21 protein-coding genes and 8 pseudogenes are annotated in these 25,012 nt (G+C 33.0%); 22 read left to right on the forward strand and 7 right to left on the reverse strand.

Annotated features, from left to right (window positions below; genetic code table 11):
• Positions 1-55: 55 nt before the first annotated feature.
• From nheC to JFU23_RS29680, 3 genes and pseudogenes are all read left to right on the forward strand, one after another.
• A pseudogene (gene nheC, locus JFU23_RS30805) lies at positions 56-1,132 on the forward strand (non-hemolytic enterotoxin subunit C); the annotation flags it as partial.
• Positions 1,133-1,396: 264 nt separating this feature from the next.
• The gene (locus JFU23_RS30810) at positions 1,397-1,867 is read left to right on the forward strand and encodes an RICIN domain-containing protein (RefSeq protein WP_242483574.1); all 471 of its coding nucleotides are present in this window, start codon (positions 1,397-1,399) and stop codon (positions 1,865-1,867) included.
• A 449-nt stretch (positions 1,868-2,316) separates the two neighbouring features.
• Positions 2,317-4,455, forward strand: coding sequence for a phosphatidylinositol-specific phospholipase C domain-containing protein (locus JFU23_RS29680; protein ID WP_201033491.1), 2,139 nt, complete (start codon positions 2,317-2,319; stop codon positions 4,453-4,455).
• On the opposite strand, the gene JFU23_RS30360 is transcribed toward JFU23_RS29680, so the two are convergent.
• Positions 4,444-4,611, reverse strand: a complete 168-nt coding sequence (locus tag JFU23_RS30360; RefSeq protein WP_207200028.1) for a hypothetical protein — start codon at positions 4,609-4,611, stop codon at positions 4,444-4,446. The genes JFU23_RS29680 and JFU23_RS30360 overlap by 12 nt on opposite strands.
• Positions 4,612-4,825: 214 nt before the next feature.
• On the opposite strand from JFU23_RS30360, the gene JFU23_RS29685 reads away from it, so the two are divergent.
• Together JFU23_RS29685 and JFU23_RS29690 are read left to right on the forward strand one after the other, a co-directional pair.
• Positions 4,826-5,434 carry a recombinase family protein gene (locus JFU23_RS29685; protein ID WP_201033492.1) on the forward strand — a complete coding sequence of 203 codons (609 nt, stop codon included), beginning with the start codon at positions 4,826-4,828 and terminating at the stop codon, positions 5,432-5,434.
• Positions 5,435-5,442: 8 nt separating this feature from the next.
• Complete coding sequence (locus tag JFU23_RS29690; protein WP_201033547.1) at positions 5,443-6,408, forward strand: tyrosine-type recombinase/integrase; 966 nt, start codon at positions 5,443-5,445, stop codon at positions 6,406-6,408.
• A gap of 551 nt (positions 6,409-6,959) precedes the next feature.
• On the opposite strand, the gene JFU23_RS29695 is transcribed toward JFU23_RS29690, so the two are convergent.
• Positions 6,960-7,292 carry a hypothetical protein gene (locus JFU23_RS29695; RefSeq protein ID WP_016097133.1) on the reverse strand — a complete coding sequence of 111 codons (333 nt, stop codon included), beginning with the start codon at positions 7,290-7,292 and terminating at the stop codon, positions 6,960-6,962.
• 129 nt (positions 7,293-7,421) lie between these two features.
• Positions 7,422-7,721 carry a hypothetical protein gene (locus JFU23_RS29700; protein ID WP_201033493.1) on the reverse strand — a complete coding sequence of 100 codons (300 nt, stop codon included), beginning with the start codon at positions 7,719-7,721 and terminating at the stop codon, positions 7,422-7,424.
• A gap of 285 nt (positions 7,722-8,006) precedes the next feature.
• On the opposite strand from JFU23_RS29700, the pseudogene JFU23_RS29705 reads away from it, so the two are divergent.
• Positions 8,007-8,846, forward strand: a pseudogene (locus JFU23_RS29705) (IS4 family transposase); the annotation flags it as partial.
• Positions 8,847-8,892: 46 nt separating this feature from the next.
• Here the strand turns inward: JFU23_RS29705 and JFU23_RS29710 are convergent.
• Positions 8,893-9,453 (reverse strand): recombinase family protein, encoded by a 561-nt coding sequence (locus JFU23_RS29710; RefSeq protein WP_201033494.1) that lies wholly within the window; start codon positions 9,451-9,453, stop codon positions 8,893-8,895.
• A gap of 256 nt (positions 9,454-9,709) precedes the next feature.
• Between JFU23_RS29710 and JFU23_RS31145 the strand changes: the two genes are divergently transcribed.
• The 5 genes and pseudogenes from JFU23_RS31145 (at position 9,710) to JFU23_RS29735 (ending at position 16,363) form a co-directional block, all read left to right on the forward strand.
• A complete protein-coding gene (locus JFU23_RS31145; protein ID WP_307838377.1) occupies positions 9,710-9,970 on the forward strand; it encodes an S-layer homology domain-containing protein in 261 nt (86 codons plus the stop codon).
• A 65-nt stretch (positions 9,971-10,035) separates the two neighbouring features.
• Positions 10,036-13,152 (forward strand): S-layer homology domain-containing protein, encoded by a 3,117-nt coding sequence (locus tag JFU23_RS30815; RefSeq protein WP_307838450.1) that lies wholly within the window; start codon positions 10,036-10,038, stop codon positions 13,150-13,152.
• Positions 13,153-13,166: 14 nt separating this feature from the next.
• On the forward strand, positions 13,167-13,442 hold the full coding sequence (locus JFU23_RS29725; protein WP_201033495.1) for a barstar family protein: 276 nt from the start codon (positions 13,167-13,169) through the stop codon (positions 13,440-13,442).
• Positions 13,443-13,552: 110 nt separating this feature from the next.
• Positions 13,553-14,176: pseudogene (locus tag JFU23_RS29730) on the forward strand (IS4 family transposase); the annotation flags it as partial.
• Between the two features lie 1,761 nt (positions 14,177-15,937).
• Positions 15,938-16,363, forward strand: a complete 426-nt coding sequence (locus JFU23_RS29735) for a DUF4879 domain-containing protein (protein WP_151304133.1) — start codon at positions 15,938-15,940, stop codon at positions 16,361-16,363.
• Between the two features lie 148 nt (positions 16,364-16,511).
• Here JFU23_RS29735 and JFU23_RS30820 read toward each other — a convergent pair.
• Positions 16,512-16,727: pseudogene (locus JFU23_RS30820) on the reverse strand (hypothetical protein); the annotation flags it as partial.
• Positions 16,728-16,817: 90 nt separating this feature from the next.
• On the opposite strand from JFU23_RS30820, the pseudogene JFU23_RS30825 reads away from it, so the two are divergent.
• A pseudogene (locus JFU23_RS30825) lies at positions 16,818-16,940 on the forward strand (recombinase family protein); the annotation flags it as partial.
• Between the two features lie 319 nt (positions 16,941-17,259).
• Here the strand turns inward: JFU23_RS30825 and JFU23_RS29740 are convergent.
• Positions 17,260-17,559 carry a hypothetical protein gene (locus JFU23_RS29740; RefSeq protein WP_201033496.1) on the reverse strand — a complete coding sequence of 100 codons (300 nt, stop codon included), beginning with the start codon at positions 17,557-17,559 and terminating at the stop codon, positions 17,260-17,262.
• Positions 17,560-18,036: 477 nt separating this feature from the next.
• Between JFU23_RS29740 and JFU23_RS29745 the strand changes: the two are divergent.
• The 4 genes and pseudogenes from JFU23_RS29745 (at position 18,037) to JFU23_RS29760 (ending at position 20,842) form a co-directional block, all read left to right on the forward strand.
• Positions 18,037-18,945, forward strand: a pseudogene (locus tag JFU23_RS29745) (acyl-ACP desaturase).
• Between the two features lie 215 nt (positions 18,946-19,160).
• Complete coding sequence (locus JFU23_RS29750; RefSeq protein WP_002130368.1) at positions 19,161-19,622, forward strand: CarD family transcriptional regulator; 462 nt, start codon at positions 19,161-19,163, stop codon at positions 19,620-19,622.
• Positions 19,623-20,168: 546 nt separating this feature from the next.
• Entirely contained in the window at positions 20,169-20,315 is a 147-nt protein-coding gene (locus JFU23_RS29755) for a BC1881 family protein (RefSeq protein WP_000738547.1), read from the forward strand.
• A 293-nt stretch (positions 20,316-20,608) separates the two neighbouring features.
• Positions 20,609-20,842: a hypothetical protein gene (locus JFU23_RS29760; RefSeq protein ID WP_002187308.1), complete on the forward strand. Its 234-nt coding sequence runs from the start codon at positions 20,609-20,611 to the stop codon at positions 20,840-20,842.
• A gap of 112 nt (positions 20,843-20,954) precedes the next feature.
• Here JFU23_RS29760 and JFU23_RS29765 read toward each other — a convergent pair whose 3' ends face one another.
• Positions 20,955-21,230 carry a hypothetical protein gene (locus JFU23_RS29765; protein ID WP_002191560.1) on the reverse strand — a complete coding sequence of 92 codons (276 nt, stop codon included), beginning with the start codon at positions 21,228-21,230 and terminating at the stop codon, positions 20,955-20,957.
• 288 nt (positions 21,231-21,518) lie between these two features.
• Between JFU23_RS29765 and JFU23_RS31300 the strand changes: the two are divergent.
• From JFU23_RS31300 to JFU23_RS29785, 6 genes and pseudogenes are all read left to right on the forward strand, one after another.
• Positions 21,519-21,695, forward strand: a pseudogene (locus JFU23_RS31300) (helix-turn-helix domain-containing protein); the annotation flags it as partial.
• 379 nt (positions 21,696-22,074) lie between these two features.
• Positions 22,075-22,275, forward strand: coding sequence for a methyltransferase (locus JFU23_RS29770; RefSeq protein WP_201033497.1), 201 nt, complete (start codon positions 22,075-22,077; stop codon positions 22,273-22,275).
• A 65-nt stretch (positions 22,276-22,340) separates the two neighbouring features.
• Entirely contained in the window at positions 22,341-22,556 is a 216-nt protein-coding gene (locus tag JFU23_RS29775; protein ID WP_201033498.1) for a hypothetical protein, read from the forward strand.
• Positions 22,557-22,639: 83 nt separating this feature from the next.
• Positions 22,640-22,939, forward strand: a complete 300-nt coding sequence (locus JFU23_RS29780) for a hypothetical protein (protein ID WP_201033499.1) — start codon at positions 22,640-22,642, stop codon at positions 22,937-22,939.
• A gap of 15 nt (positions 22,940-22,954) precedes the next feature.
• Positions 22,955-23,251, forward strand: a pseudogene (locus tag JFU23_RS30830) (hypothetical protein).
• Positions 23,252-23,522: 271 nt separating this feature from the next.
• Positions 23,523-24,998, forward strand: a complete 1,476-nt coding sequence (locus tag JFU23_RS29785) for an IS4 family transposase (RefSeq protein ID WP_201033500.1) — start codon at positions 23,523-23,525, stop codon at positions 24,996-24,998.
• Positions 24,999-25,012: the final 14 nt, after the last annotated feature.

A 25,012-nucleotide genomic window follows, 5' to 3' on the forward strand; every position in this document is an offset into this window, starting at 1 on the left:
CTTCCTCAATGCTCACTAAAAGATACGAATTCTTAAAAAGCGTAGGTGGGATAATATGAATAAGAAATTGTACAAGAAATTCTTATTATCAATGATGATTGCTGGAATGGTAACAAGTAATATAGTACCACTTCATACTTTCGCGGCAGAACAAAAAGTCCATACAACTATATCGCAAGAAACCAGTCATAATTATTCACTTGGTCCTGAGGGCTTTCAAGATGTACTAGCACCAGCAATGTCTAATGTACTTGTTATGGATTCATATGCCAAAACAATACGTAATCAACAAGAGACAGACCTTAGTGGTATAAGTTCTCTTAATAGTTATTTACGAGCAAACATGTTGAAGCACCAGGACGATGCAAAAAAAAACGCGACCTATTGGTTAGATAATCTTAAACCACGTATTATGAATACGAATCAAAACATTGTAAATTATAATGATACATTTCAAACACACTATAGTGTTTTACTAGCTGCAATAGATCAAAAAGATACTGAAAAATTGAAAACTGAGCTCGAAAAATTGTATCAAAGTATATTGACTAATAAAAGTGAAGTTAACGAGCTATTGGAACAGCTGAAAACATTCCGAAATAAAATGACAGCAGATACACAAAACTTTAAACAAGATACAAATCAATTAACGACTATTTTAGCTAGTACAACTGCAGGTATTCCATATTTAGAACAGCGAATTAATGGGTATAATGAGTCTATCAAAAAAAGCAATGATCAAATTATTGCAGGTTCAGTACTTTGCGCGACGTTAATAACGTGTATCATTGGTGGACCGCTGATTGCAACAGCAAAAAGTAATATTGCATCTGCTGAGCGAGAAATAGAAATTTTAAAAGCACAAATTTCTGGGGCACAAGCAGAAATAGCTATTATAACTGATGCAAAAGATAAGACTACGAATATGGCGGAAACAATTGACACAGCTATTAATTCTATACAGAAAATGTCTAATAGTTGGGATACTGTAGCAGCAAAATATAATAATTTAGTAAAAAATATCACATTTATTACCCCAGAAGAATTTGCTTTTATAAAAGCAGATCTTAATACAGCAAAAGATAGCTGGCAAGATCTTAAGAATTATGCTGATAAATTATATGAAGCGGTAAAAATTGCGGAGAAAGAAGAACAGGATCTTATGGAGCGACTTCGTCCGTCAAGTGTTCAATATTTCTACAGACCGATAGACAATGCTTGTACATTTGAAATAAAAACGGGAGCAAATGCACCAAATGCGTCTTATAAAGTTGTGAATTTAACAAAACGGACTACGCATAATATGTGGAGCGGAGGACCAAATACAAGCATGTGGGTTGACCGTCTTCCATTAAACTTAAAAGATCAATATGCGGTAATAGCAACGGTCAATGGAATGGAGTATGTCGTATATAAAGAAGTAGGAGAAAACATTCCTGGAGCTAATTTGAATGGTACCTATCAATTATTTTCTGCGTTAAATAATAGTAGCGTTATAGATCTGAATCAATCAACGAATAATGTTACCTTATGGAGCAATAACGGCAGTAATAATCAAAAATGGAAGTTAGTATATGATTCAAATAAAAAGGCCTATCAAATTAAAAGTGTAACAAATGAAAATTTAATATTAGCTTGGAATGACTATCAAGGTTCTGACAATGTTTTTGCTACACCTAACCAATACTATGAAGAGCATTATTGGTTAGTTGAAGATGCAGGAAATGGATATTTTTATTTAAAAAACAAGAAAAACTCTAGGGTTTTAGATGTAACTGGTTCTGGTACTAAAAATGGAACAAATGTTATAGTATATCCATTTACAGCTAGTAATAATCAAAAATTTAAATTACAGAGACTATATTAAATTATAAGATTCTGGTGCAAAAAAATTTCATCTTGAATTTCAATTGTTGTAAAATAGGGCATCTCTCCTGCTTCGGAAAGATGCCTCTTTTCTATTCTAACGAATGTTGGGGTACACCCCATGCCCATCGAGGGGTCACCATATCAAAAAAAGAAAATTGTACATTAAGACAATTTTCCCGTTAAATAAGGATTATTTGGCACTGGAAAATCAATATTTTTGAAAATGTCAATTGGAATATTTCTCTCACCAATAGGAAAAGTAAATAACAGTTTATAAAGGTATACTTTTACAGACATCTACTTGTTAATTTTCTATCTAAATTTTGTATTCGAGTTTCATATTTGAAAAGTTTTTCTCAATATGGATATTAGGATTATTTTTATTTTGAATGTTCTAAATATAAAATTATTAATCTATAATTATTAAGTACCAACAGGATTAGGAAAATGAATAAAAAATTAGATAGAGGAAGGTTGTGTGATATGAAATTAAATAAAGACATTGTCATCACGAATAATGAAAAAGGATATGCTCATGATTCTGAGATTGGTTATTCGAATCCCAATTGGATGGGTAAAATGCCGGGGGATACAAAAATAAGCGCACTGTCTATACCTGGGACGCATAACTCAATGGCACGTTTTGGTGATGGTACCCCATATCCAGATGATTATGTCATCACGCAAACAATGAATTTAATCACACAATTGAACTCAGGGAGTCGTTATTTGGATATTCGTTTACGAAAAGACTCGAATACTCAGCTTAGCGCTTATCATGGATCTGCTAATCAACGTGCAATTTTTGGCATTGATATTTTAGATAAAATCACTGCATTTTTAAGAACAAATCCAGGAGAAACAGTATTGATGCGAGTGAAAAATGAATGTAATGGACCTGGTACAGGAAAATGTACAGACGCTAGCACAATAAAAACGTGGGCTCAAGTTTTTGAAGATAGCTATTATAATAATGCTAGCTATAGTAATTATTTTTGGAAAGGTACATCCAATAATCCGACGCTAAATGAAGTGAAAGGCAAAATTGTAGTATTGTCAGATTTTCCGACAGATGGAAAAAGATTTGGTATTCCATATAGTAGTATAACTAGGCAAGATCAATTTGATGTAGATAATACGCCTGATGCGATGTATGCGAAATGGACTGCAGTAAAACAACATTTACAAGTTGCAAATGCAAATAATGGCCAAGCCATGTATTTAAATTATTTAAGTGGGAACGGAGCATGGTATTTTATCACAAGGGGAGCTGCACCTTATTTTGTAGCAAGTGGGTATAGAGGTAGTGGTACGAATTCGAGTATGCAAATGATTACAGAACATAGAACAGATAAATGGACTGATTATCCCCGTGGAGTCTATGGTCAGGTATTTTATGGGGGAACAAATCTATTAGCGGTTGAGTTTATTTCTAAACTCGGGTTGAGGAATGTGGGAATCATCGCCGCGGATTTCCCTGGTAAAGGGTTAATTGATCGTGTCATTCGGTTGAATGACAGACACCTTAGTGGAGATATTCGCTATATAACGCCAAAAGGGTCTTCAGGCTTACGAATTGGATTCGGTGGGGATGTATATTTACGTAATCATTATGTAGTGTATCGAAACGGGAACTATATTGGTGAAGTCGTTAACGGAAATCCTTATTATAGTTATTGGGATCAAACGGATGTGGGACACGATCTTAGATTTGAAGGTTTACCTCTATTTACGGGAGATAAGATTGACGTTTATGTAAAGAATGGCAGCAATCAAACACTACTTAAAAGTCAAACGCTAGCCATAGATGAACAGGAAGGAGAAGAAATTAGAGTAGCTGACGGCCCATATATTATTAAAACCGCCTTAAATAATACGAGCGCTCTTGACATGACCAAGACAGATCGCAATGTTCAGTTATATAGTTACCAAAATCAACTGAATGCTGAATTTGTTCTTAAATACGATGAGAATAAAAAAGCATATCGTATAATAAATCGATGGGATCCAACTAGAGCTTTAGGCTGGGATGGAGCTTCACATAATGTATTTGGTATGGGACTTGATGTAGGAAGAAATGAACAGTATTGGAAGATAAAACGTGCTCTAAATGGATATGTGTATCTAGAAAATTTAAAAAATGAGCAAATGTTAGATGTTAGTTATAGCGATCCTTCCAATAACACAAATATAATTATCTGGGGTTGGACTGCAAACCTTAATCAAAAATTTAAGGTGGTTGAACGAAAAGAAAAATTAGAGGGACAAATTGATTCTTTGTACAACCCACAACCTGGTCAAAAAAATAGATCTAGTGGTAATTTCTCATTGGGACATCTTGCTGAAGGTACAAGAGTTCGAGTTTCAATAGAAGGTGGTGGTGAAACAGTGCTTAACTTCAGAGTGATGCGTGATAAAACAGGTGATACAGACCCTACAATTTGGTCAGATGTTAAACATGGTTCTATCGTAGGGATTCCTATAGGTGCAAATAAAAATAACCTGTATATTGCTAATCCAAGCCTTAGTGGGGCGCCTTCACCTGGTGGTACATTTAAAGTGAAATTTTATACATTACAAAATTAACAAAAAAAGAACTGGGCAAACACCGCTCAGTTCTTTTTTAGGTTCTGGTGTGTGACCGTTCTTACTCATGGTTGTAAGAAATGTTAAAGTGAGATAAAAAGGAGTATTTAAAATGGTTAATCGCTTTTGGGTACTGGTGTTTGTTTTTTTCTTCATATATCTCCTTGTGTGTAATGTTAATTAATTAAACTCCCTATATCAAAAAAGTGTATCAAAAGGTACACCTTTTGAAGTACAGTAAACTCTATTAAATTCAGTACTTCAAAAGGTTTAAAAACATATTTTTGAAGTACTAAATAATTAATGAGACCTTTTGAAGTGTTTTTTGTTATAATTTCAATAGAAACAATTTTGAAGGGATGTCTATTTTTTGAATACAAGAAAATTCGGATATATAAGAGTCAGTAGCAAAGATCAAAATGAAGATCGCCAGATTGAAGCAATGAAACAACTCATCACTGACGAACGAGATATTTTTGTCGATAAGCAGAGCGGAAGAGACTTTAACCGTGAACAATACCAACTTGTAAAACGCATGTTAAGAAAAGATGATATTTTATATATTCACTCCTTAGATCGTTTCGGAAGAAATAAAGAAGCTATCCTTCAGGAATGGAAAGATATTACCCAAAATATACAAGCTCATATTGTCGTATTAGATATGCCACTTTTAGATACAACTCAATATAAAGATAGTTTAGGAACTCTTATTACTGATTTGGTACTTCAAATCTTATCGTGGCTTGCTGAAGAAGAACGGACAAAAATAAAAACTCGCCAACGTGAAGGCATTGAAGCTGCAAAGAAAAAAAGAAAGCATTTAGGGAGACCTAAAACCGAGATAACTCAAGAATTCATTCATTCTTATAATCAATGGAAAGAAGGGCAGATCACAGCGCTATACGCCATGAAAAGCTGCAATATGACTAGTCCTACATTTTACAGAGTGGTCAAAAGATATGAAAATAGGGAGGTATAAAAATCAATATCATTACAAGAGAACTCCAAAATACAATACAAGGCTTTTCTGCTTATTTATTTAACAAAGGAAGAAAACCCTCTACAATCAAGCGCTATATATATGATGTAGAAAGTTTTATTCAATGGCTGCACCAATCAAAAAGGTTTACTGAAAATAATCTTTTTGAATCACTTCATAAAAAAGATTTCGAAGCTTTTTTTAATTATTTAAAAGAAGTTCGTCAATACTCTGATAAAACTATACACCGCATATATATTGTCTTAAATAGATTGTACAAATACTTAGATTTACCAAATCCGATTGAAGGGATTATTCATATAAATCCACCTGATCGGGCATTACGTAGTCAAGATTTCGTTTCTTTCCAAGAAGAGAATCGTCTTAAAGAAGTTATCTCTTCATTAGAAGGACTGACTGAAAAACAACCATCAACACGCCCAATGATCTTAGAACGGAACATTTCTATCGTTACGTTGCTCCTGGACTATGGATTATCTTTAAAAGAGCTTGTTTCTTTGCGAATGCAACACGTTCATTTCGAAAGTAATACGTTATCTATTGCTGAAGACTCAAAAATATATCGTACAATCCATTTGAACGAAGAGGACAAATTACATTTATATAATTACTATAAAACTATTCCTGAACCTGTACGTCCTAAATACCACAGCAGCGATCCATTATTTATTGCTTTTGACTTTACTCGTGGGACATACCATTGGAGCTATGACGATAATGCACCAAATTTACTAACTGAAATCTCGGTACAAAAAATGATTCGTTTAGAAGTGAAACGTGCTAATCTTCGAAAGGGAATTTCTGCCCAACACTTTCGGAACTCCTTTGTTTTAAGGGAAATCAAACAGAAAAACACCCCTGAACAAATCATGCGGCAGATTGGATTTAAATCTCACTTATCCTTAAAAAGATATTACAATTACTATAAGAAAACTACAGCTAATACAGATTAGAAACAATCTCTTAATATGTAATTTTTATATATCTACAGATTTGCAATGAAAAAGATAAGAATTAAGCTTTTTTTACTCCCGTTTCTTGTACTGAAAATGACAGTGTCAGCTACATATAAAAGTGTTTTAAATGAAGGGATTAAATAGGGGCTAAAAACTTTCGGTTATTGTATTTCCTCGTTACCGGTACCTGTTAGAGTAATAGGAGAACTTTCTGCAGAAGTTTACGCAAAACAGGTTGCTAGGAAGAGGATCTATAAGAAATATAATATTGAACAAAGACCACAAGATATTATTTTAATTAAATCCAATTTTCTAGCTATTAAGGATATAATTAGCGATGTATCAAAAAGTATGATGGAAGATAAACATAACGGTTATAAAATGTATTAGGGGTCACCATACATGCCCAACAACTTAAGAAACTTTATTACCCCCAAGTATCCAAAAACGTTATTCTTTCTAAACAAGCTAAACAGAAAGGATCACCAAGGTAATCTACAAAAAAGAGCCTAAGAAATATTTCTTAGGCTCTTTTTTCTCAATCTTACTTATTGAACCATAGCAGATACGATTACAGTAAATTCAGATGTAGCATTCTTAGGATTGGCAATATAAAGAGATCTTTTAGATACGACACTTGTTCGATTGCCACTTAATACACCAGAGAAATGAGTAGGGTCTGTTGCAGCAGACTTATCTTCCATTACATTAAAACTAATAAAATCCGGGTCCCCGCCACCTTCAATCTCCCATTTTAAATATTTTGTTCCTGCAGGGAGATTTTCAGTACTAAAGTTACCACTTGAACGATTTTTCTGTCCTGGTTGTGGTCCTTTACTTGATCTTACTCTTGCAATCTCTACTGTCGCTTTGGTTTCCATATCCATTCCCCTTTTCATAATAAATGTATATTTTAGTTAGGTTACTACAGCAACCTAACTAAAATATACAATTTGTAGAAAAAAATGGGTATTGAGAAATATTGAGACTTCTTTATTAATTCAAATTATTTATTCATAAATTACAGCATATATTTTTATTCCAACTAATGATGTAGCATGCCTAACATTATCAATGTACATTTCTTCTTTTTGTACCACTTCAGTTCGATTTTCGTGTAAAACATCACTAAAAATAAGGTCATCCATGTCCCCAAATTTATCTTCCATTACATCAAAAAGAATATCGTCTAAATCGCCACCACCCGCTAGTTCCCATTTCAAAAACTTTGTGCCTTCGGGTAAAATTGCAGTGCTAAATAACTGACCTGGATATATAGTTGTTACCAATTGTCTCCTATTTATCTTCATTTACATAGCCCCTTTTTCAATAAGCATCATTTACTTAAATATATAATTTTTAGAGGTATTTAGGTATTGATAAAATCTACATAATACCTATTATCGGTAACTATGAAAATGTAAAAATAGTCTTAAAGATTGCTTTATTGCTTTGAAGTTGTTTTTTGTCCGCAGAAGTATGCTTAATAGGCTTCACCATAAATGCCCATCAACTAAAAAACTTTACTAGCCCCAAGTATCAAAACAACGTTATTCTTTCTAAAGAAGCTAGATTAGAAAGGATGACATGTTCTTATGAATCTCCCGATACAAGATGAACTACAACCATTTGTGGAAGAATTACAACGATATATTACACCTGTATTTTTAGACGAACTCGCAAGAGAGATCGGATTTATAAAGCGAAAACGTAAGTTTTCCGGCTCAGACTTAGCTACGATTTGTATTTGGATTAGTCAACGAGTAGCAAGTGATCCCTTAGTACGATTATGTAGTAGGCTTCATGCAGCAACTGGTACTTTACTCAGCCCTGAGGGCTTAAATAAACGTTTAAACGCTAAAGCAGTTTTGTTTTTACAACATATTTTTTCTTTACTGTTACAACAAAAAATATGTGAACAAACACAAATTTCTAACCATCTCTTCACTTGTTTTGGACGAATCCGTATCCTAGATGCCACCGTATTTCAGGTGCCAAATGCTTTAGATAATGTATATCCAGGCTCTGGAGGCTGTGCTCAAACAGCCGGAATCAAAATTCAATTAGAATATGATCTGCACAGTGGGGAATTTCTGAACTTTCAAGTTGGACCAGGAAAAAATAATGACAAAACATTTGGCACGGAGTGCTTAGATACCTTACGACCAGGAGATTTATGTATTCGTGATCTAGGTTATTTTTCATTGGAAGACTTGGACCAAATGGAACAACCAGGTACATACTATGTGTCTCGTTTAAAATTAAATACGAATGTATATATGAAAAATCCAGATCCAGAATACTTTAAAAATGGTGCTATTAAGAAGCAATCGGAATACATACAGATCGATGTGAAACGGCTTTTAAACCAACTACAGCCTGGAGAAACATTTGAATTAAAACATGCTTATATCGGGGTACGGAAACGATTCTGGGTATGAGGGGCCACTCTGGGATTTAATTACAAATTAAAAAAGAACTTTATTCAAGTTCTTTTAATCTACGATACAGGGCGGCCTGACTCACACCCGTAATTTGGCATATTTCTTTCACTGTTTTAGTGGTGTGCTCCCGTAATTCAATCGCATGATTCATACCTGGGTGTTTATCCGTGTATTTCTTCAATCTTCCTCTATACACTCCTTTTTGTTTCGCTAACTTTATTCCCGCACGTTGCTTTTCTTTAATCATTTCTCGATCAATTTCACTAAAGGCAGCCATGACAGTTAAAAAGAATTTTCCTGTTGGAGTTCTAGTATCTATTCCTAAATTTAAAATCGCAAAATGAACATCCTTTTCCCGAAGTTGTTCTACTAACTGTAGTAGCTGAATGGTATTTCGACCTAAACGATCCATTCTAGTTACGACCAAAGTATCCCCAGTAGTTAGTTTTGACAGTATAGTGTCTAACTCTGGCTTTTGTTTTGTTACTCCACTTATTTTCTCTTTAACAATTTCATCTACTCCATATTTCATGAGCTGTTCAATCTGTGTATCTAGATTTTGATCTTGTGCACTTACACGAGCGTATCCATAGACCATTTTTATCCCTCTTTTTTGAGAAGTTAGAATATGCAATTATGCATATTTGTATTTTTTATTTTAATAGCAATTAAATCTAATATATAATTAAAAGGTTTTTTACGAATTGATAAGGAGATGCGAGTATGAAGAAAATCATAGGACTTATATTATCATTATTTTCTACCTATGTACCAATGCTTACAGAGGAAACCGAAGTTTTAAATAAGTGCTGATTTTGCAATTATATCTTTAACAATTGAATAGGAGGTCTAACGTGAACAACATTAAGAAATTATTCCTAAGTTCTATAGTATGTATTTTACTATTCAGTACAGTAGGAACAGCTTATGCAGAACAAAATAATCAAGAAACTACATTATCCTTTATCGATGTGCCAAAAACACATTGGGCGTATAAAGAAATGATGTACATGGCTGAAAATAAAATCATTACTGGTTATGGAAATGGATATTTTGGTGCCACAGATCAAATCACACGCGAACATCTTGCAGCCTTTTTATATAGAGGTACCTAAAACCGCAAGACAGTGCCAATAACCCATTTGTAGATATTAGTGAGAGCAATTTCAAAAAGGAAATTTTGGCACTAACAGCACGTGGTATTTTCAGTGTAAATGCAGAAAAAAAATTCAATCCGAAGAATAACATGACCCGTGCAGAACTTGCTGTCGTGCTTGTAAAGGCATTTGATTTAAAACCGCAAGGAAATGTTGAATTTACGGATATGAAAAGTCATTGGGCCAATGAATATGTGAAAATTCTAGCTGGAAACCAGATAGCAAGCGGTACTGGTGACGGCAATTTTAATCCAAATGGATTTGTCACAAGAGAGCAATTTTCTATGTTCTTATATAGGACGATTATGACAGTAACAGATATGAAAAAGAATGAATCCGTTGGTTGGGTGAAGGAGAAAGAGAATTGGTACTATTACGAAAAAGATGGAAGTAAACGCAGAGATAACATTACTTTAGATGGAATAGAGTATTCCTTTTTTAAAGATGGAAGACTAGTCGAAGGGAGAAAGCAGACTGGGAAAGACAATTTATATTATAGTGAGCCTGGTAAATTAAAGACCGGCTGGAGTTTTTCTGCAACTTCATGGAGCTATTTAAAAGATGGGAAGTATGTGACAGGACCATTTACCTATCAAGGAAAACCATTTGAAATTAATAAGTACGGAGATATGGAAAAGGGATGGATCACCCTTCGTACCACTGTTAAAAGAATCTATCCAAAGCCAGAAACAAAATTTCTATTAAAGTCTAAATCTGTAAAGGATGGCGATGTTTTAGAAGTCATCTCAAAGCAGGGCTTATGGTACCAGGTCAAATATCAAGGAGAAGTCGGTTATGTTCGGATATTTGAGTCCGTTGTGATTGGTGAATCACCAGTTCGTTCATGGGATGTAGCAAAAGAAGCAACGAATTTGTCTCATTTTATGATAACTGAGTATCATAAAGATCCTGAAAAGTACTTTCCTCCTAATATTCACAAGAAATTTGATAAACAATTAGATAGTGATTTAACTCTTCTTGCGAATGGATTACAATGGATTGATCAATTAAAAGAAGCACTCTATTTAGATAATAAACAAGGGTGGGTACAAGAAGAAGGAAAATGGACGTACTATAAAAAAGATGGGCAAAGAATAACTGGTTTCCAAGCAATTGATGGGAAACGTTATTATTTTGGTACCGATGGTTTTATGCAAACGGGATGGGTACACACAAATGGGTCAGATTATTATCTGGGAACAGATGGTGTGATGCAAACTGGAATCCAACATATTGACGGGAAAATCTATTACTTTGGTCCGTTAGGTCCTGTGCAATCAGGATTTACACATGTTGATGGGAAACCGTATTATTTTGATGCTTCTCATGAATCCAAAAATGGTTGGATAAAGCAAGAGTTTAATTGGTATTTACTGCAACCTTCAGGTGCATTACAAACAGGAGATTTTACATATAAAGACAAGAAATTCTCCTTTAATCAAGACGGAGAAATGGTTAAAGGGTGGGTTACATTAGAATCCCTTGTTAAAAAAGTATATCCAGAGCCAGATTTGAAAAAAGTATTGCGTGCAAAACGTGTGAATAATGGTGAAGTGATAGAAGTAACGGGGAAAGTTGGTTCTTGGTATGAGGTGAATTATCAAGAAGAAAAAGGATATGTAAGTATTCATGATGCAATTATTTTTGATCAGGAAGCCAAAAATCCACTTACTCTTCTCGATGGGAAAATAAAAATATTTGAAGGTGTATTAGATTATTTAAAAAGTGACGAACCAGTCATAAATAACACGATCAAAATTTTAGAAGAATCAGAACAAGGTTTGTTAGATGCTACAGAAAACTGGGAAAGTATTTCCAGAAATATAAACAATGCAAAGCAAGATGTACAGTATAAAATGCAAGTGATGAAAGAATCACATGATAAATTGCAAGAATTAGTGAATGCAATGAAAGGTGACATAAAAAATTTAACAGTCACCCAAAGAAAAGAACTATTCAGACTGCTTGGAAATACGAGAGAAGATGCTCTAGCGTATGGAAAAGAGTGGATGGGATTTAGTGCTGATGTATATGTATCTATCCTGCAATCCTATACATCCCTTTATCAAACCTACGCTTGGTATTATCAAACATTAGATGTGGTTGCGGGTAAAGCACTTGAAACCCAAAATGAAATTAATAAAAATATTCTTCAAATTGAGGAAAATCATCGTAAGTTAGCAGAAGGACTTTCTGGTGTCGTTAAAGACTTAGGACCAGTTGTAAATAGTTCCATTCGCCTAAAACATTCTGTAGATGAAGCGAAACCTCAATTGGAGGAACTTGTACAAGTAACAAGAGAAAACGCTCCAATCATTGCGAAAGATTTACAAGCATTGGATGCCAAAGTCCCAGGATTCTTCACAGATTTCAATATGGGAATAGATCTTGCAAATACATTTATGGACTCCGCTAATAGAATAGCAAGTCATAAGATTGATATACCTGCTGCGGCAAGAAATATTGGGAATATTGAATTAGGTAATGCGTTCCGTGATTTTGGTGTTACACCAGTAAAATTGGAAGAGGTTGCACAATCCGATCGAGATACAACTAAATTCATGAATGTAACATTAGATCTTGTGCCAATTATTAATATCCCTAAAGAAATAATCCAAATGGTACAAGGACATGAAATAGCTGAGGAAGAAAAATATAAGCCGTCAGATTATGTCATGGGTATCGCAACAGTATTTTCTGGTGGAACCATAAAAACAGTAAAAACTATCGGAAAAGTAGTTGGTACTGTTGAAGATATTGAAAAGAAAGCGAAAAACCTTGAGAAGGCTGCAAAAACAACTAATTTCACAAAATATCCTACTGGTTTTGATGAAGTTGCTAAATATGTAAAAGAACATAAAAAATTACCGGATAATTATATTACGAAAGAACAAGCACAAGCACTTGGTTGGGTTAGTAAGGATGGGAACCTTCATAAAGTAGCCCCTGGAAAAAGTATGGGTGGTAATATATTTCAAAATAAAGGAAACCCCTTACCAAATGCTCCAGGTAGAGTTTGGTATGAAGCTGATATTAATTATTTATCAGGGTATCGAGGTAATGATAGAATTCTTTATTCTAGTGATGGATTGGTGTATAAGACTTCAGATCATTACAAAACGTTTACTGAAATAAAGTAGAAAGGAATTTAGTTATGGAAAAAATATATTTAGATGGACGGATGTTTACAAGTAAAGATGCACTGCATAAAACATTAAAGAACAAATTAGATCTTCCAGATTACTATGGTGAAAATGCTAATGCGTTGTGGGATTGCTTAACTGCATGGGTTACTCTTCCTTTAACAATAGAATGGGAATTTTTCAAAGAAAGCCAGAATATGTTAGGACAAGAAGCAGATTTGATTTTAGAAACATTTCAAGATGCCCAAAATGAAATGCCAGGAAATTTTTTCATTAAAGTAAAATAATTTAATAGCATTTAAAAAGCGTAGAAATAATTAATTTCTACGCTTTTTATTGTATCAATTTGATTTTCTTTCATAGTGGCCCCTCATACCTCGAATCGTTTCCGTACCCCTATATCGGTGATAAACAACAACTATTTGCACGTGTTATTTTTAATCGATTAACAGAAAAGCAACTTCAAAAACGGCGAGCAAAGATTGCGGAAAAAGAAAAGTCTAAAAATAGAGCGTACTCAGAGAAAAGTAAAATGGTAGCTGGATTAAACGTGTACGTGACGAATACACCTTGGGAATGGGTTCCGATGGAACAGGTACATGAATTATATACTTTACGTTGGCAAATAGAGATTGTCTTTAAAACGTGGAAATCACTCTTCAAGATAGACCATTATCGTAATGTAAAACAGGAACGATTAGAGTGCCAATTATATGGAAAGCTAATCGCTATTTTCCTATGTTCCTCTACTATGTTTAAAATGCGTCAATTGCTTTTACAAAAGAAGAAAAGAGAATTAAGCGAATATAAAGCGATTGGGATGATCCAAGATCATCTATTTCTGTTGTATCAAGCAATACAGCAAAACACCCAAGAGATAACAAAGATCCTAACCCGCCTGTTCAATCTTTTACAGAGGAATGGACGGAAATCCCACAGATATGAGAAGAAAACTGTCTTTGATATTATGGGTGTTGTCTATGAGTATAGTGGATTGAGAAAACAAAAGAAAGTTGCGTGATTTTTTAAAAATGAAACCCGTTAGGGTTTATTCGGTGTGCTTACTTTTAAGGACATCAAATATTTTAAGCGTTTTTTAGTCCATATGAACAAAAGTTCATTTTGTTTCCGCTCTTAAGTTGATAGGCATGTATGGTGACCCCTATTAGATAAAAAAATCCCTGCACATTATGTGGGGATTTTTTTATGAGGAAAGAGCACCTTCGCAAGTGATCTTAAAATAATACTGTAATACATTCAGTTTTTTAAAATTGCTAAAACGATAAATGTAAGTATTAGCGTTAAGGAAACAATTTTAACATATTGTCTAGTTTGATTAGGAATTACACTTCGAATCCAGTCTGAGAAAATCGCAAGTCCAGCACATAACACGATAAAAATCAATAAACCAATCCCTATAATCTCAGGTACTCCTTCGAATGGATTGGGTATATTTATTTGAAAATACATATTATTTTCCTTCCCAATAAAAAAATTGTTTTATTTTAATAATACATTATATGTTTTATAAAGAAAAGACACCCTAAGGTGCCTTCCTCCGACTTGAACCACGTTCATTTAGTATAAACTTATCCGTATTATCCCTTTGTTATACGTGTAAACACATCCTATAAAACAGAATCGTCTATATACACCAGATTGTTAGTTCACAAAATGCAAGAGATTTGAGATCAGTATTAGAGTGACGCCATATCTTTTATAATGGTCGATATGTTACGTCTTTCAAAAGAATCTGCTTTATAGAACGTGTCCACGATTTATATTTTACTACATGTAATATTTATTTAGTGTAATTTTTACAAATATGTATAATTGCATAAAGTTTATGAAAAAATGAGAGTATAATTTGGTATTGTGTAATAAAGATAAGGCCCACCTACGGAAATAGGTGAGCTTTTTAATGTATAAAAAAAGACACTCTCATGAGTGCCTCTCCCTACTTGATCTACATAAGCCTTTTCTTACAGTACAAATATATCTGGGTTTCCACCCAATCTATATTTTACTACATCTACTTATAAAGTTTAGTTAATTTAATGTAAATTTCATAAAGAAAAGACACCATAAGGTGCCTTCCCCTGACTTGAACCATCTTAATTTTAATAATATGTATCGGACTCTCATCCAAATATTATTTTACCATGTTAAGTTATTTTGTTCATTGAGAAATATGATTCAAATCTATATTTTGGGTTATTAAATAAGAAAAGAAGACATCCATTAAGATGTCTTCTTTTACTTGTACAATTGGTGTTAAGAAGGTAATTTATTGCTTTAAAACCTATGAAAAATATAACAATCATCGAGTAAGCTTATTATAGCAGCAATAAATAGGGATTTTATATGTAATATTGCATATAGATAGATTAATTTATAATCTATCTGTATATTTTAATTGTCTGTTATTTGTTTTAATTCATTTACTTATATTATTTTTTGAATGCTCCAGCAATGGAGCCTTTTTTTATGCAATAAAATATTCTCTTTACGTTATTTAGTTGATTTATATTAGCTTTACCTTCTTAAGTGATACCTACATTTCAGCAAAATATTGTATAGACAGCCAGTCTTTTTATGAGAATATAGTGGGTTAATAGTTTTTATATCGAAAGTAGTGGATTGATTATCCTGTATGTCCATCGATATGCTAAATTGCATATCTAAAAAAGTATAATTTGTTAACATTTTCAAAATAATGATTATCCTTATAAAATTCTGTTAATATCAAACTTGTACCTATATAAAAGAAGGGGATGTTTATATGTTTAAAAAAGTGATATTAGGGATATCATCATTAGCAATGGCAGCGGTAGTTGGTTTAGGAATGGCATCGGAGGCATCTGCAGGGCCAGCGGCACCTCTAACTTCTTTAAGTGTAGTAAAAGTAGAGTCACAATTGGGTGGAGTTGAATACATTAACCCTAATAGTTTTAGTACAACTAAAGATCATGGGGGAAGTTACTTATATGTTTACACAAAAGAAATAGGGTATGGCCAGTTTCCTTTTGCGAAAATGAATGGATTTGATGTGAAAAGTATTGGTTCACAAATAATTGGGGGTAATCCTATTGTAGGTTGGGAATATAAATGGGATGCATCAAATCATCAAGAAGGGACTTTTGAATATCAAAAGACTTCAATAAACTATCCAAGAGATACGTGGCGTACTTCACTATATATTAAATAGTCAGTTTTATATATTCGTAGCATAAAAATCCCTGCACCTTGTGTGGGGATTTTTTCATAAAGAAAAGACACCTTAAGGTGCCTTCCTCCGACTTAAACCACTTTACTTTTAATAATATGTATTGGACTTCTATCCAAATACAATTTTATCATATTTTCCGCAAAATGAAAGTGCATTCATTAGTCTGCTTAATGGTTTTATCCATAACTTCTTTATATGTATTAAACTCTTTATTTTTTATATCACCATTTATCTGTGAAAGGAAATCGCCTTTAGCCTATATAGGAAAGAATAGTATTGGAGCTGAGTTTCCTAGCTCATCATAGTACTTCTTAGCTTTCTCTAAATCTTCTTTCTTACTAAATGGGGTAGTGACAGGGTAGTTGTCATAGACCGCAAAATAAGTAAGGTTGAACCAACAGTAGCATTAAAACCATCTATTATCATAATTAATATAGAAGAAACTTATTCTAAATGGAAAAGTGAGGAAATAACAGCTATTATATTTATGGAAATGTTAGAGCGAAAGAAAAATGCGTTTTATAAAATAATGAAGGAATATGAGAGAAAAAAATAGCATCTTTCCTATGAGAGGTCCTACTTTTTCTCCAGGTGTAAGAATCTTGGAGTTTTTGCACCAGAATAGTATGATGTATATCGAGAAAAAATAAAAGACAACTCTAATTAAGAGTTGTCTTTTTGTGTAATAAATTTTACAAAATCTGAAGATATACAAACGACTAGAATACGTTATGTTATTTATTATAACAAAAACGAATATTATTTTGAATAAAAAAATATTCGTTTTTGAGCTTTTTGTTAACAATGTTCACAAATAAACTTTTTGTAAAGGTTTTCTTTGAATATAATTATTTATTTTAAAAATATAATCATGGTTATTGTTTTTCGAGGGTTTCCTTATAAACCTTAGCTATATATTTGACAAAATCAATGACGGGATAGTGTATGAGTGAACGATGCTGCGTAAAACGAATCCCTTCTTTTTCCATTTTGGAAATGAGTTGTTCAATTTTCAACTCTTTTTGTTGTATTCTATTATAATTTTGATATACAATGTTTTTCCATTGATAGGAGGAACCGTGAAAATAACTTTCTCCTTTTACCCTGTGACTAAATATTATTTCTATTTTTTCTCTACGTTGCTTTTCCTTCATATGCGCTTCCGTTGACTGCATGTTTATCGCCTCTTCCCTTTGTGCACAGTCTAACCGTGTAAATAACCCCATCATAGCCAATGTACAGTGATCTTGTTGGGAATTGTCGTTTAAGGCTATCTCATCAACTGTATATATTTTTTCAAGCGCTTAATCTATTATCAATCTTTATTATAAAACGATTCTTTATGGGCATGCACCTTTTTACAATCAACAAGATTTACAACATGACGAGTATCTTCATCTATGAATGTTATTCTCTATTTATTGAAGATAGTTTTTTTATTTAGGCTAAGTAACATATCGCATGCCTCAGAACCCCTTTTTATATTATAAAATCATATAAAAATATAGCGCTCTTAAAAAGTTTTGTTACAAATTTGTTATGTTTGACTTAAAAAAAGGAAAGTAATATTTATTTGTAGAAAATTTTTAAGGGTAAAAATGAATGTGAAAATAGAATGACTATTTATGATAAGAAAAGGGGGTCACTTATATATGCTAACAAATGATTTAGATTTTCGATTAGAACCACGTTTAAAAGAATTGTATGAACAACATAAAATAAGAGCGCAGAAGATAGACTGAGGTTATCATGAGTTTTTACCATGGGATAAGGGAATGGACTTTAAAAGAGTTCCTTGGGATGAAAGTCAAGTTACTCTTCCTTCTGGTGTAATTACAGCCATTGAAACAGCTTTATTAACAGAAGTGAATTTACCATGGTTTACAACGTATTTATCTGCAACTTTTAAAGGATCCCTTTCTGTTATTACAGACTTTATTCATACCTGGACCTCAGAAGAGGATCAACATTCGAATTTATTGGAGACATATTTACTACTCACTCGAAGTGTGAATCCCAAACGATTACATGAATTAAGAAAGTCAGTCGTTGAGGGTGGATTTGAGCCCGATTTTCACACACCAATCGAAGCAATGACATATACGACGCTACAAGAACTTGCAACGATGGTGTTTTACAATAATGTAGCTAAGGTTGCAAGTAAGCATGATCCAGATCTTGCTACATTATTACGTCGTCTCGCCAAAGATGAAACTCTTCATTATGCGTTTTATCGAGACGTCATTCGAACACATTTGGAATTGGAACCTAATTATTGCTATCATATTGCCAATGTGATTAGGAATTTTAAAATGCCAGGTGCTGTCATGCCAGATTTTGAAAATAGAATGACTGTAATTGCAAAAGAAGCTAACTATGGGCCGCTGCAATATTTTGATCAAGTACTTGATGTAGTAGTTGATTATTGGGGGTTAAAAGACTTACGACCCATTGCACCTCTAGCTGAAAAAGCAAGAATTGAGATTTTGGAGTACCACATAAGATTGAAAAAAATACGGGATCGATTTGGTCGTTTTCAAGGGAAAACTGATCTATGTTAATTAATCGATATTTTAGGATGTATATGGGCAAATTGACCGTCCCTTTATTGAGAATCTGACACACCCTATTGTTTTGGGGGTGTTTTTTACTTAATTTAATTTTTAACAAAAAAGTAGTTGACTCCAAAAATAAATTTGTGATATTATAAAATGTTTGATAAAAAATAACATATATGTTAAGGTTAAGAAGGTTACCATATATGGAGGTGGATTATATGTTTCAAATTGGCGATAACATTGTTTATCCAATGCACGGAGCAGGTATAATTGAAGCCATAGAAGAAAAAGAATTCTCAGGGAAAAAACAACAGTATTTTGTTATAAAAATGTCAATCAGTAATATGCAAGTCATGATTCCTATGGGTAAAATATTAAGTTCGAGTATACGCCCAGTTACTGATATACTTGCATTAAAACACATTATACACATTTTTCAGCATGGAGAATCAGATAAATTATTGCCGTGGAAACAAAGGTATAAAGTGAACACGGACAAAATAAAAACGGGTGAAATACAAGAAGGTGCTGAAGTTGTACGTGATTTAATGCGTATGAAGAAAGAAAAGGCACTTAATACAAGCGAAAAAAAAATGTTGGATAACGCACATGAATTTTTGATAAGTGAACTGGGTTTAATTAAAGGGATCACTGAAAATCAATTAAAAAGTTTCTGTTAAGGTTCATTATAGATAATGTATTACATCCCCCGAAAATATCCTGAATTTTTCGGGAATATGATTATTATTAAAAGTAAATCATTTCAAAGACATTCAACTTCTTCAACTCACTTTTAGAGTAGGAACCTCTTTTGTTATTACTTCAATCTAATCCATTTTTATTTTTAAATTTCTTTTACGAACGTTCGAAGTTTCATCAAATAACTCGATCAAATAGTCACTTGATTTTTGCAATCCTGATTCACACTGGCACGGACAAGGAGCCGTAAGGATGAAAGAGAGGTAGGGCTTTCATTGTTTTAGGTAATATACTATCTAAGTCATTATTTCTAGAAGAAAATACAATCAATCTCACCGCTATCTTTCAGAGTTCCTTACATCTACTGAGACAGTGAATAGTAATTGTTTATCTTCTTTACGTAAAATTGATAAACGAACTGGTAACACCATATGGTCAACTACAAAAAATGGTTTCCAGACCAGGAAACCATTTTTAATTTTATTTACATAACAATAGTAAATTAAGCAGTAAGAAGGAGTGCACACATGAAAAAAATGTTAACAAAAGAATTAAGTAATGAATTAAAGAAGCGAGAAGGAATCATTTCTATTACAGTTGAGCCTTATGAAAAAATCGAAGTTGGTGGAATTCGTGTAGATGGACCAGCTGTTATTCTAATTAATCAAGAATAGCTAAAAATAGTTGTATGAACGAAGAAAAGGATCAGCCTTTACGAGAAGGGAAGATCCTTTTTGTTTGCTGCAGCTAATATGGGATATACATAACTTTTATCTAATGTATTGGGGTTAAAAGGAAGGAGAGGGTCGGGATTATCATAGTGGTAAGCTTAATATTGGTAGGATTTCTTTTTATGTTATATAAATTAGTTGCTTAAAAAACTAATTATTTGAACCGATAGATTGTTTTCTTTTTAAGGGCGAGATTTATTTTATAGGAAAATTGATAATTTTAAGGAGGAATTTAGATGGATGCAAGGAAACAACGCATAAAATACGAGAAGATGTCAAAGAACTATGAACGTATTTCTTTAGTTTCGTTACTCCTATTAATTGTACTTGTTTGTAGTAGTGTGATTATCATAGGAGCTACAGGGGGGGAATATGGAGTGTTTTTGTTGGTAGCGATTTTACTTAACGCACGTATTAATAAAGAATCTCAAAAAAAATATGAGCAGTATTCTAATAAAGGGCGTATTTAAAATGATACATGTCTTGAAAGGAACAACCTGGATGTACATTCAAAATACCCCTATATCATTGCCTATTAATAACAGATTGGCGTCATAGACGAACAAATAAAAACACAGGGTTTTATCTCTGTGTTTCTTCAAATTTCCGTTTTTGAATATATGCTTGAGCATGAATAATTTCTTCCTGAAGCTCTTTTAATTCTTTCATAGATTCTGATTCAATAGCCATGTAAGTAGTAACTAAACTGATCATCATATCCATCTTCTCTACTATATTTTGAATGACTTGTTCAGATTGCTCTTTTTTAGGGTGTTGTATTGCTATTAATACATTTTCCATATAATTGTTCTTTCTTTGCTGGATATCATAAATAAACTGTTTTGTGTTTGAGTTCATTTGTTGTTCCTCCATTTTTCATATATTTCCATTCCGCCATATTTGAATAGGAAATATTGGATTCTTTTAAAAAGAAAATTTTTATTACGCACATAATCTATTTAGGTTATGTGCTTTTTTGTCGAAATTAACAGATAGAATTTTCGGAATATTATTGAATAATCACGAAAACGTGATGAAATAAAAAACATAGAACATCACGATTTCGTGATTAGAGAGGGGGAATATAATGACTGATAAGAAGAGTTCTGTAGAAAAAATTTTTTAAACTCCCCACTTTCCAATGTTTTTACAGCAAGTGAAGCCGAACAGAAGTGGGGATTAGAAAAAGGTACCGTGAGATCGTCATGTGTACGTGGTAAATTAAAAAATCACGTGGAATTAGGATTAGTCAAGAAGTCAGGAAATACATGCCTTCTAACTAAAGAGGTTATGACTAAAGTTTACGGATCTCAAAAGAATTAGGGATTACCCATTAAAAATAGACACGAAAAAGCCCCCACCACCGCCAAGTAAGTAAGGGCTTTTCCAGATACATTATAAAAGAAAGGCTGATTCTAGAAGGCAAATATATACCTAAAAACTCATCACAGCAAGAATATTTTATCACATTTAACTAAAAAAGAAAAAATGAAAATTATTATAAAAACCAATTTAAATAAGCGATATAATGTCACTTGTAAATGGTTTCGTATAGATAATTGTATTACCTCCCAAATTTGCTTCTTCGGTACATTTGGAATATCTATTTTTATGGTTGTAGCTACATATATGATCTCTGGAGTATATTTTGGGTTTTAATTCTAATATCTTTCAACCTATATAATTAAGGAGGAACTATTTTATGAATAAAAAATCTGTAAATGTAAAAATTGGTGATTCTGTGCGATTCCGTCATCGTCATGATTCTTCAGTAACACTAATTGGTTCGGTAGTTAATGTATTAACTAATACCATTGTTGTGGATGTCTCCGATTCTTCAAATAAGATCCCTGGACTAGAAAATCGGCAACTAGTAAAGTTTGGTCAGTTTAAAAAAATTTGAAAACAACATTTGCTCTTGGTGCACTAATTTTCCCTTATAACTAATTACTTTTAGGAGGATATAATATGAAGCCAAAACGCGGTGAATTTTTCCACTTTTCAAAAGATAACACTGTATACTTAGTTTTAGGTTACGCAAAAATGTTCGGTAATAAAGAACACGACTTTATTAACCTAAAAAGAATGAAAGACTCAACTACTATAACGCTTAGTGCAGATTTGTTTCTGCTCTATATACAAGCTGAAAAATTCGTAAAAGATAATGTACTAGTAACTAGTTAAATAAGATCACATTTAAACAAATCTTTCCCACCGTATTTTCTTTTTTCAATAATATGGTGGGAAAAACGTAAAGGGTGAGAGAAATGAAAGGGAAAGAGGGAACGAAAGGCTTTTTTGTATTTAGTAAGAAACATGGGAGGACTTATGTTTACTTAGTACGTGCTACTTATAAAAATCAAAAGAAGAAAAATATCCCCTTGTTTTCATTTGGTCGATTAGAGGATGCTCTCAATAATATGTATAATTGGCGTGATAATTTCGATTTATTTCCTGTAATTTTATCTGAGCTAGGTTACTCCTGGGAAGATTTACACGAATGGATCTTAACTTTAGAGACTGGTTATAGCAAATACGGAAGAAAACTTTGCATAGCTAATGATTAGGAGGGGGTATGTATTATGGAGAACTATCTGAAAGAAAAACATTGAAGAGAAAAGTTAGAACAATTTTCCAACCGTACAATAAAAGGGGAAAGTTATTTCCAATGCGATTCTTTCAGGTGGAAAAATATCGTATTTAAACATTACAATAAAATTAAACGAAAAGAAATGAGTATAGAACAACTCGTTTCAATAATACAAAAAGAAGGAATATCATTTACATAACATCCTTCTTTAATAACATATCCGATAATTGATTTTATAAAGTATATAGCGAAAATCTGTAAAGAAATAATAGAAATTGAGTCCTGTTAATACAGGACTTTTCTTTATAAATCATTATTGAAATACACATGAGGGAATTTTTGATAATGTCCGAAAGTATAAAGAAAAGGAACGGAAATTCAATTACACATGAACAGTTCCTAACTAAAATTTATAAATTAGTAGGGGAAGAATACAAAGTTTTAACTACTTATAGGGGTCACCATACATGCCCATCAACTTAAGAGATTTTAATACCCTCAAGTATCAAAAAACGTTATCCTTTCTAAATAAGCTAGATTAGAAAGGATGACGTTTTTTGATGAATCTCTCGATTCAAGATGAACTACAACCATTTGCAGAGGAATTACAACGATATGTGACACCTGTATTTTTAGAAGAACTTGCAAGAGAACTTGGGTTTGTAAAGCGAAAACGTAAGTTTTCTGGCTCAGACTTAGCTACCATTTGTATCTGGGTTAGTCAACGAGTCGCAAGTGATCCCTTAGTCCGATTATGTAGTAGGCTTCATGCAGCCACTGGTACTTTACTCAGCCCTGAGGGCTTAAATAAACGCTTAAATACAAAGGCAGTTTTATTTTTACAACATATTTTTTCTTTACTGTTACAACAAAAAGTCTGTGAACAAACACAAATTTCTAACCATCTTTTCTCTTATTTTCAACGAATTCGTATCCTAGATGCCACCATATTTCAAGTGCCAAATGCTTTAGAGAATACATATCCAGGCTCTGGAGGATGTGCCCAAACAGCCGGAATCAAAATTCAATTAGAATATGATCTGCACAGTGGGGAATTTCTTAACTTTCAAGTTGGACCAGGGAAAAATAATGACAAAACATTTGGTACGGAGTGCTTAGATACCTTACGACCAGGAGATTTATGTATTCGTGATTTGGGTTATTTTTCATTGGAAGACTTAGATCAAATGGACCAACGAGGTACATACTATATTTCTCGTTTAAAATTAAATACGAATGTATATGTGAAAAATCCAGATCCAGAATACTTTAAAAATGGTGCTATTAAGAAACAATCGGAATACATACAAATCGATGTGAAACAGCTTCTAAACCAACTACAGCCCGGAGAAACATTTGAATTAAAACATGCCTATATTGGTGATAAACAACAACTGTTTGCGCGTGTTATTTTTAATCGATTAACAGAAAAACAACTTCAAAAACGACGAGCGAAGATCGCGGAAAAAGAAAAATCCAAAAATAGAACGTACTCAGAGAAAAGTAAAGTTGTAGCGGAATTAAACGTGTACGTGACGAATACACCTTGGGAATGGGTTCCGATGGAACAGGTACATGAGTTATATACTTTGCGTTGGCAAATAGAGATTGTCTTTAAAACGTGGAAATCACTCTTCAAAATAGATCATTATCGTAATGTAAAACAAGAACGATTAGAGTGCCAACTATATGGAAAGCTAATCGCTATTTTCCTGTGCACCTCTACTATGTTTAAAATGCGTCAACTTCTTTTACAAAAGAAGAAAAGAGAATTAAGCGAATATAAGGCAATAGGGATGATCCAAGATTATTTATATCTTCTGTATCAAGCTATACAAAACATACTAAGATTAGTAGTGCAGACCAAGGCATTGGTTCGCACTACTATTTTTTATATAGTAGAAGTGAAGAGGAGGTCGTGGGTGTTTTGGGATCCTGAATCCGTATACAAAACTGACCTTCTTCACTTACCTTATTTGAATCAGTTTTTAGTATGTTGGTCTTCGAGATCGTGTATAAGAAATGAGAATCGATAAGTGTAAGTTGAAGA

Source organism: Bacillus sp. TH50 (assembly GCF_016650565.1).
Lineage (GTDB): Bacteria > Bacillota > Bacilli > Bacillales > Bacillaceae_G > Bacillus_A > Bacillus_A mycoides.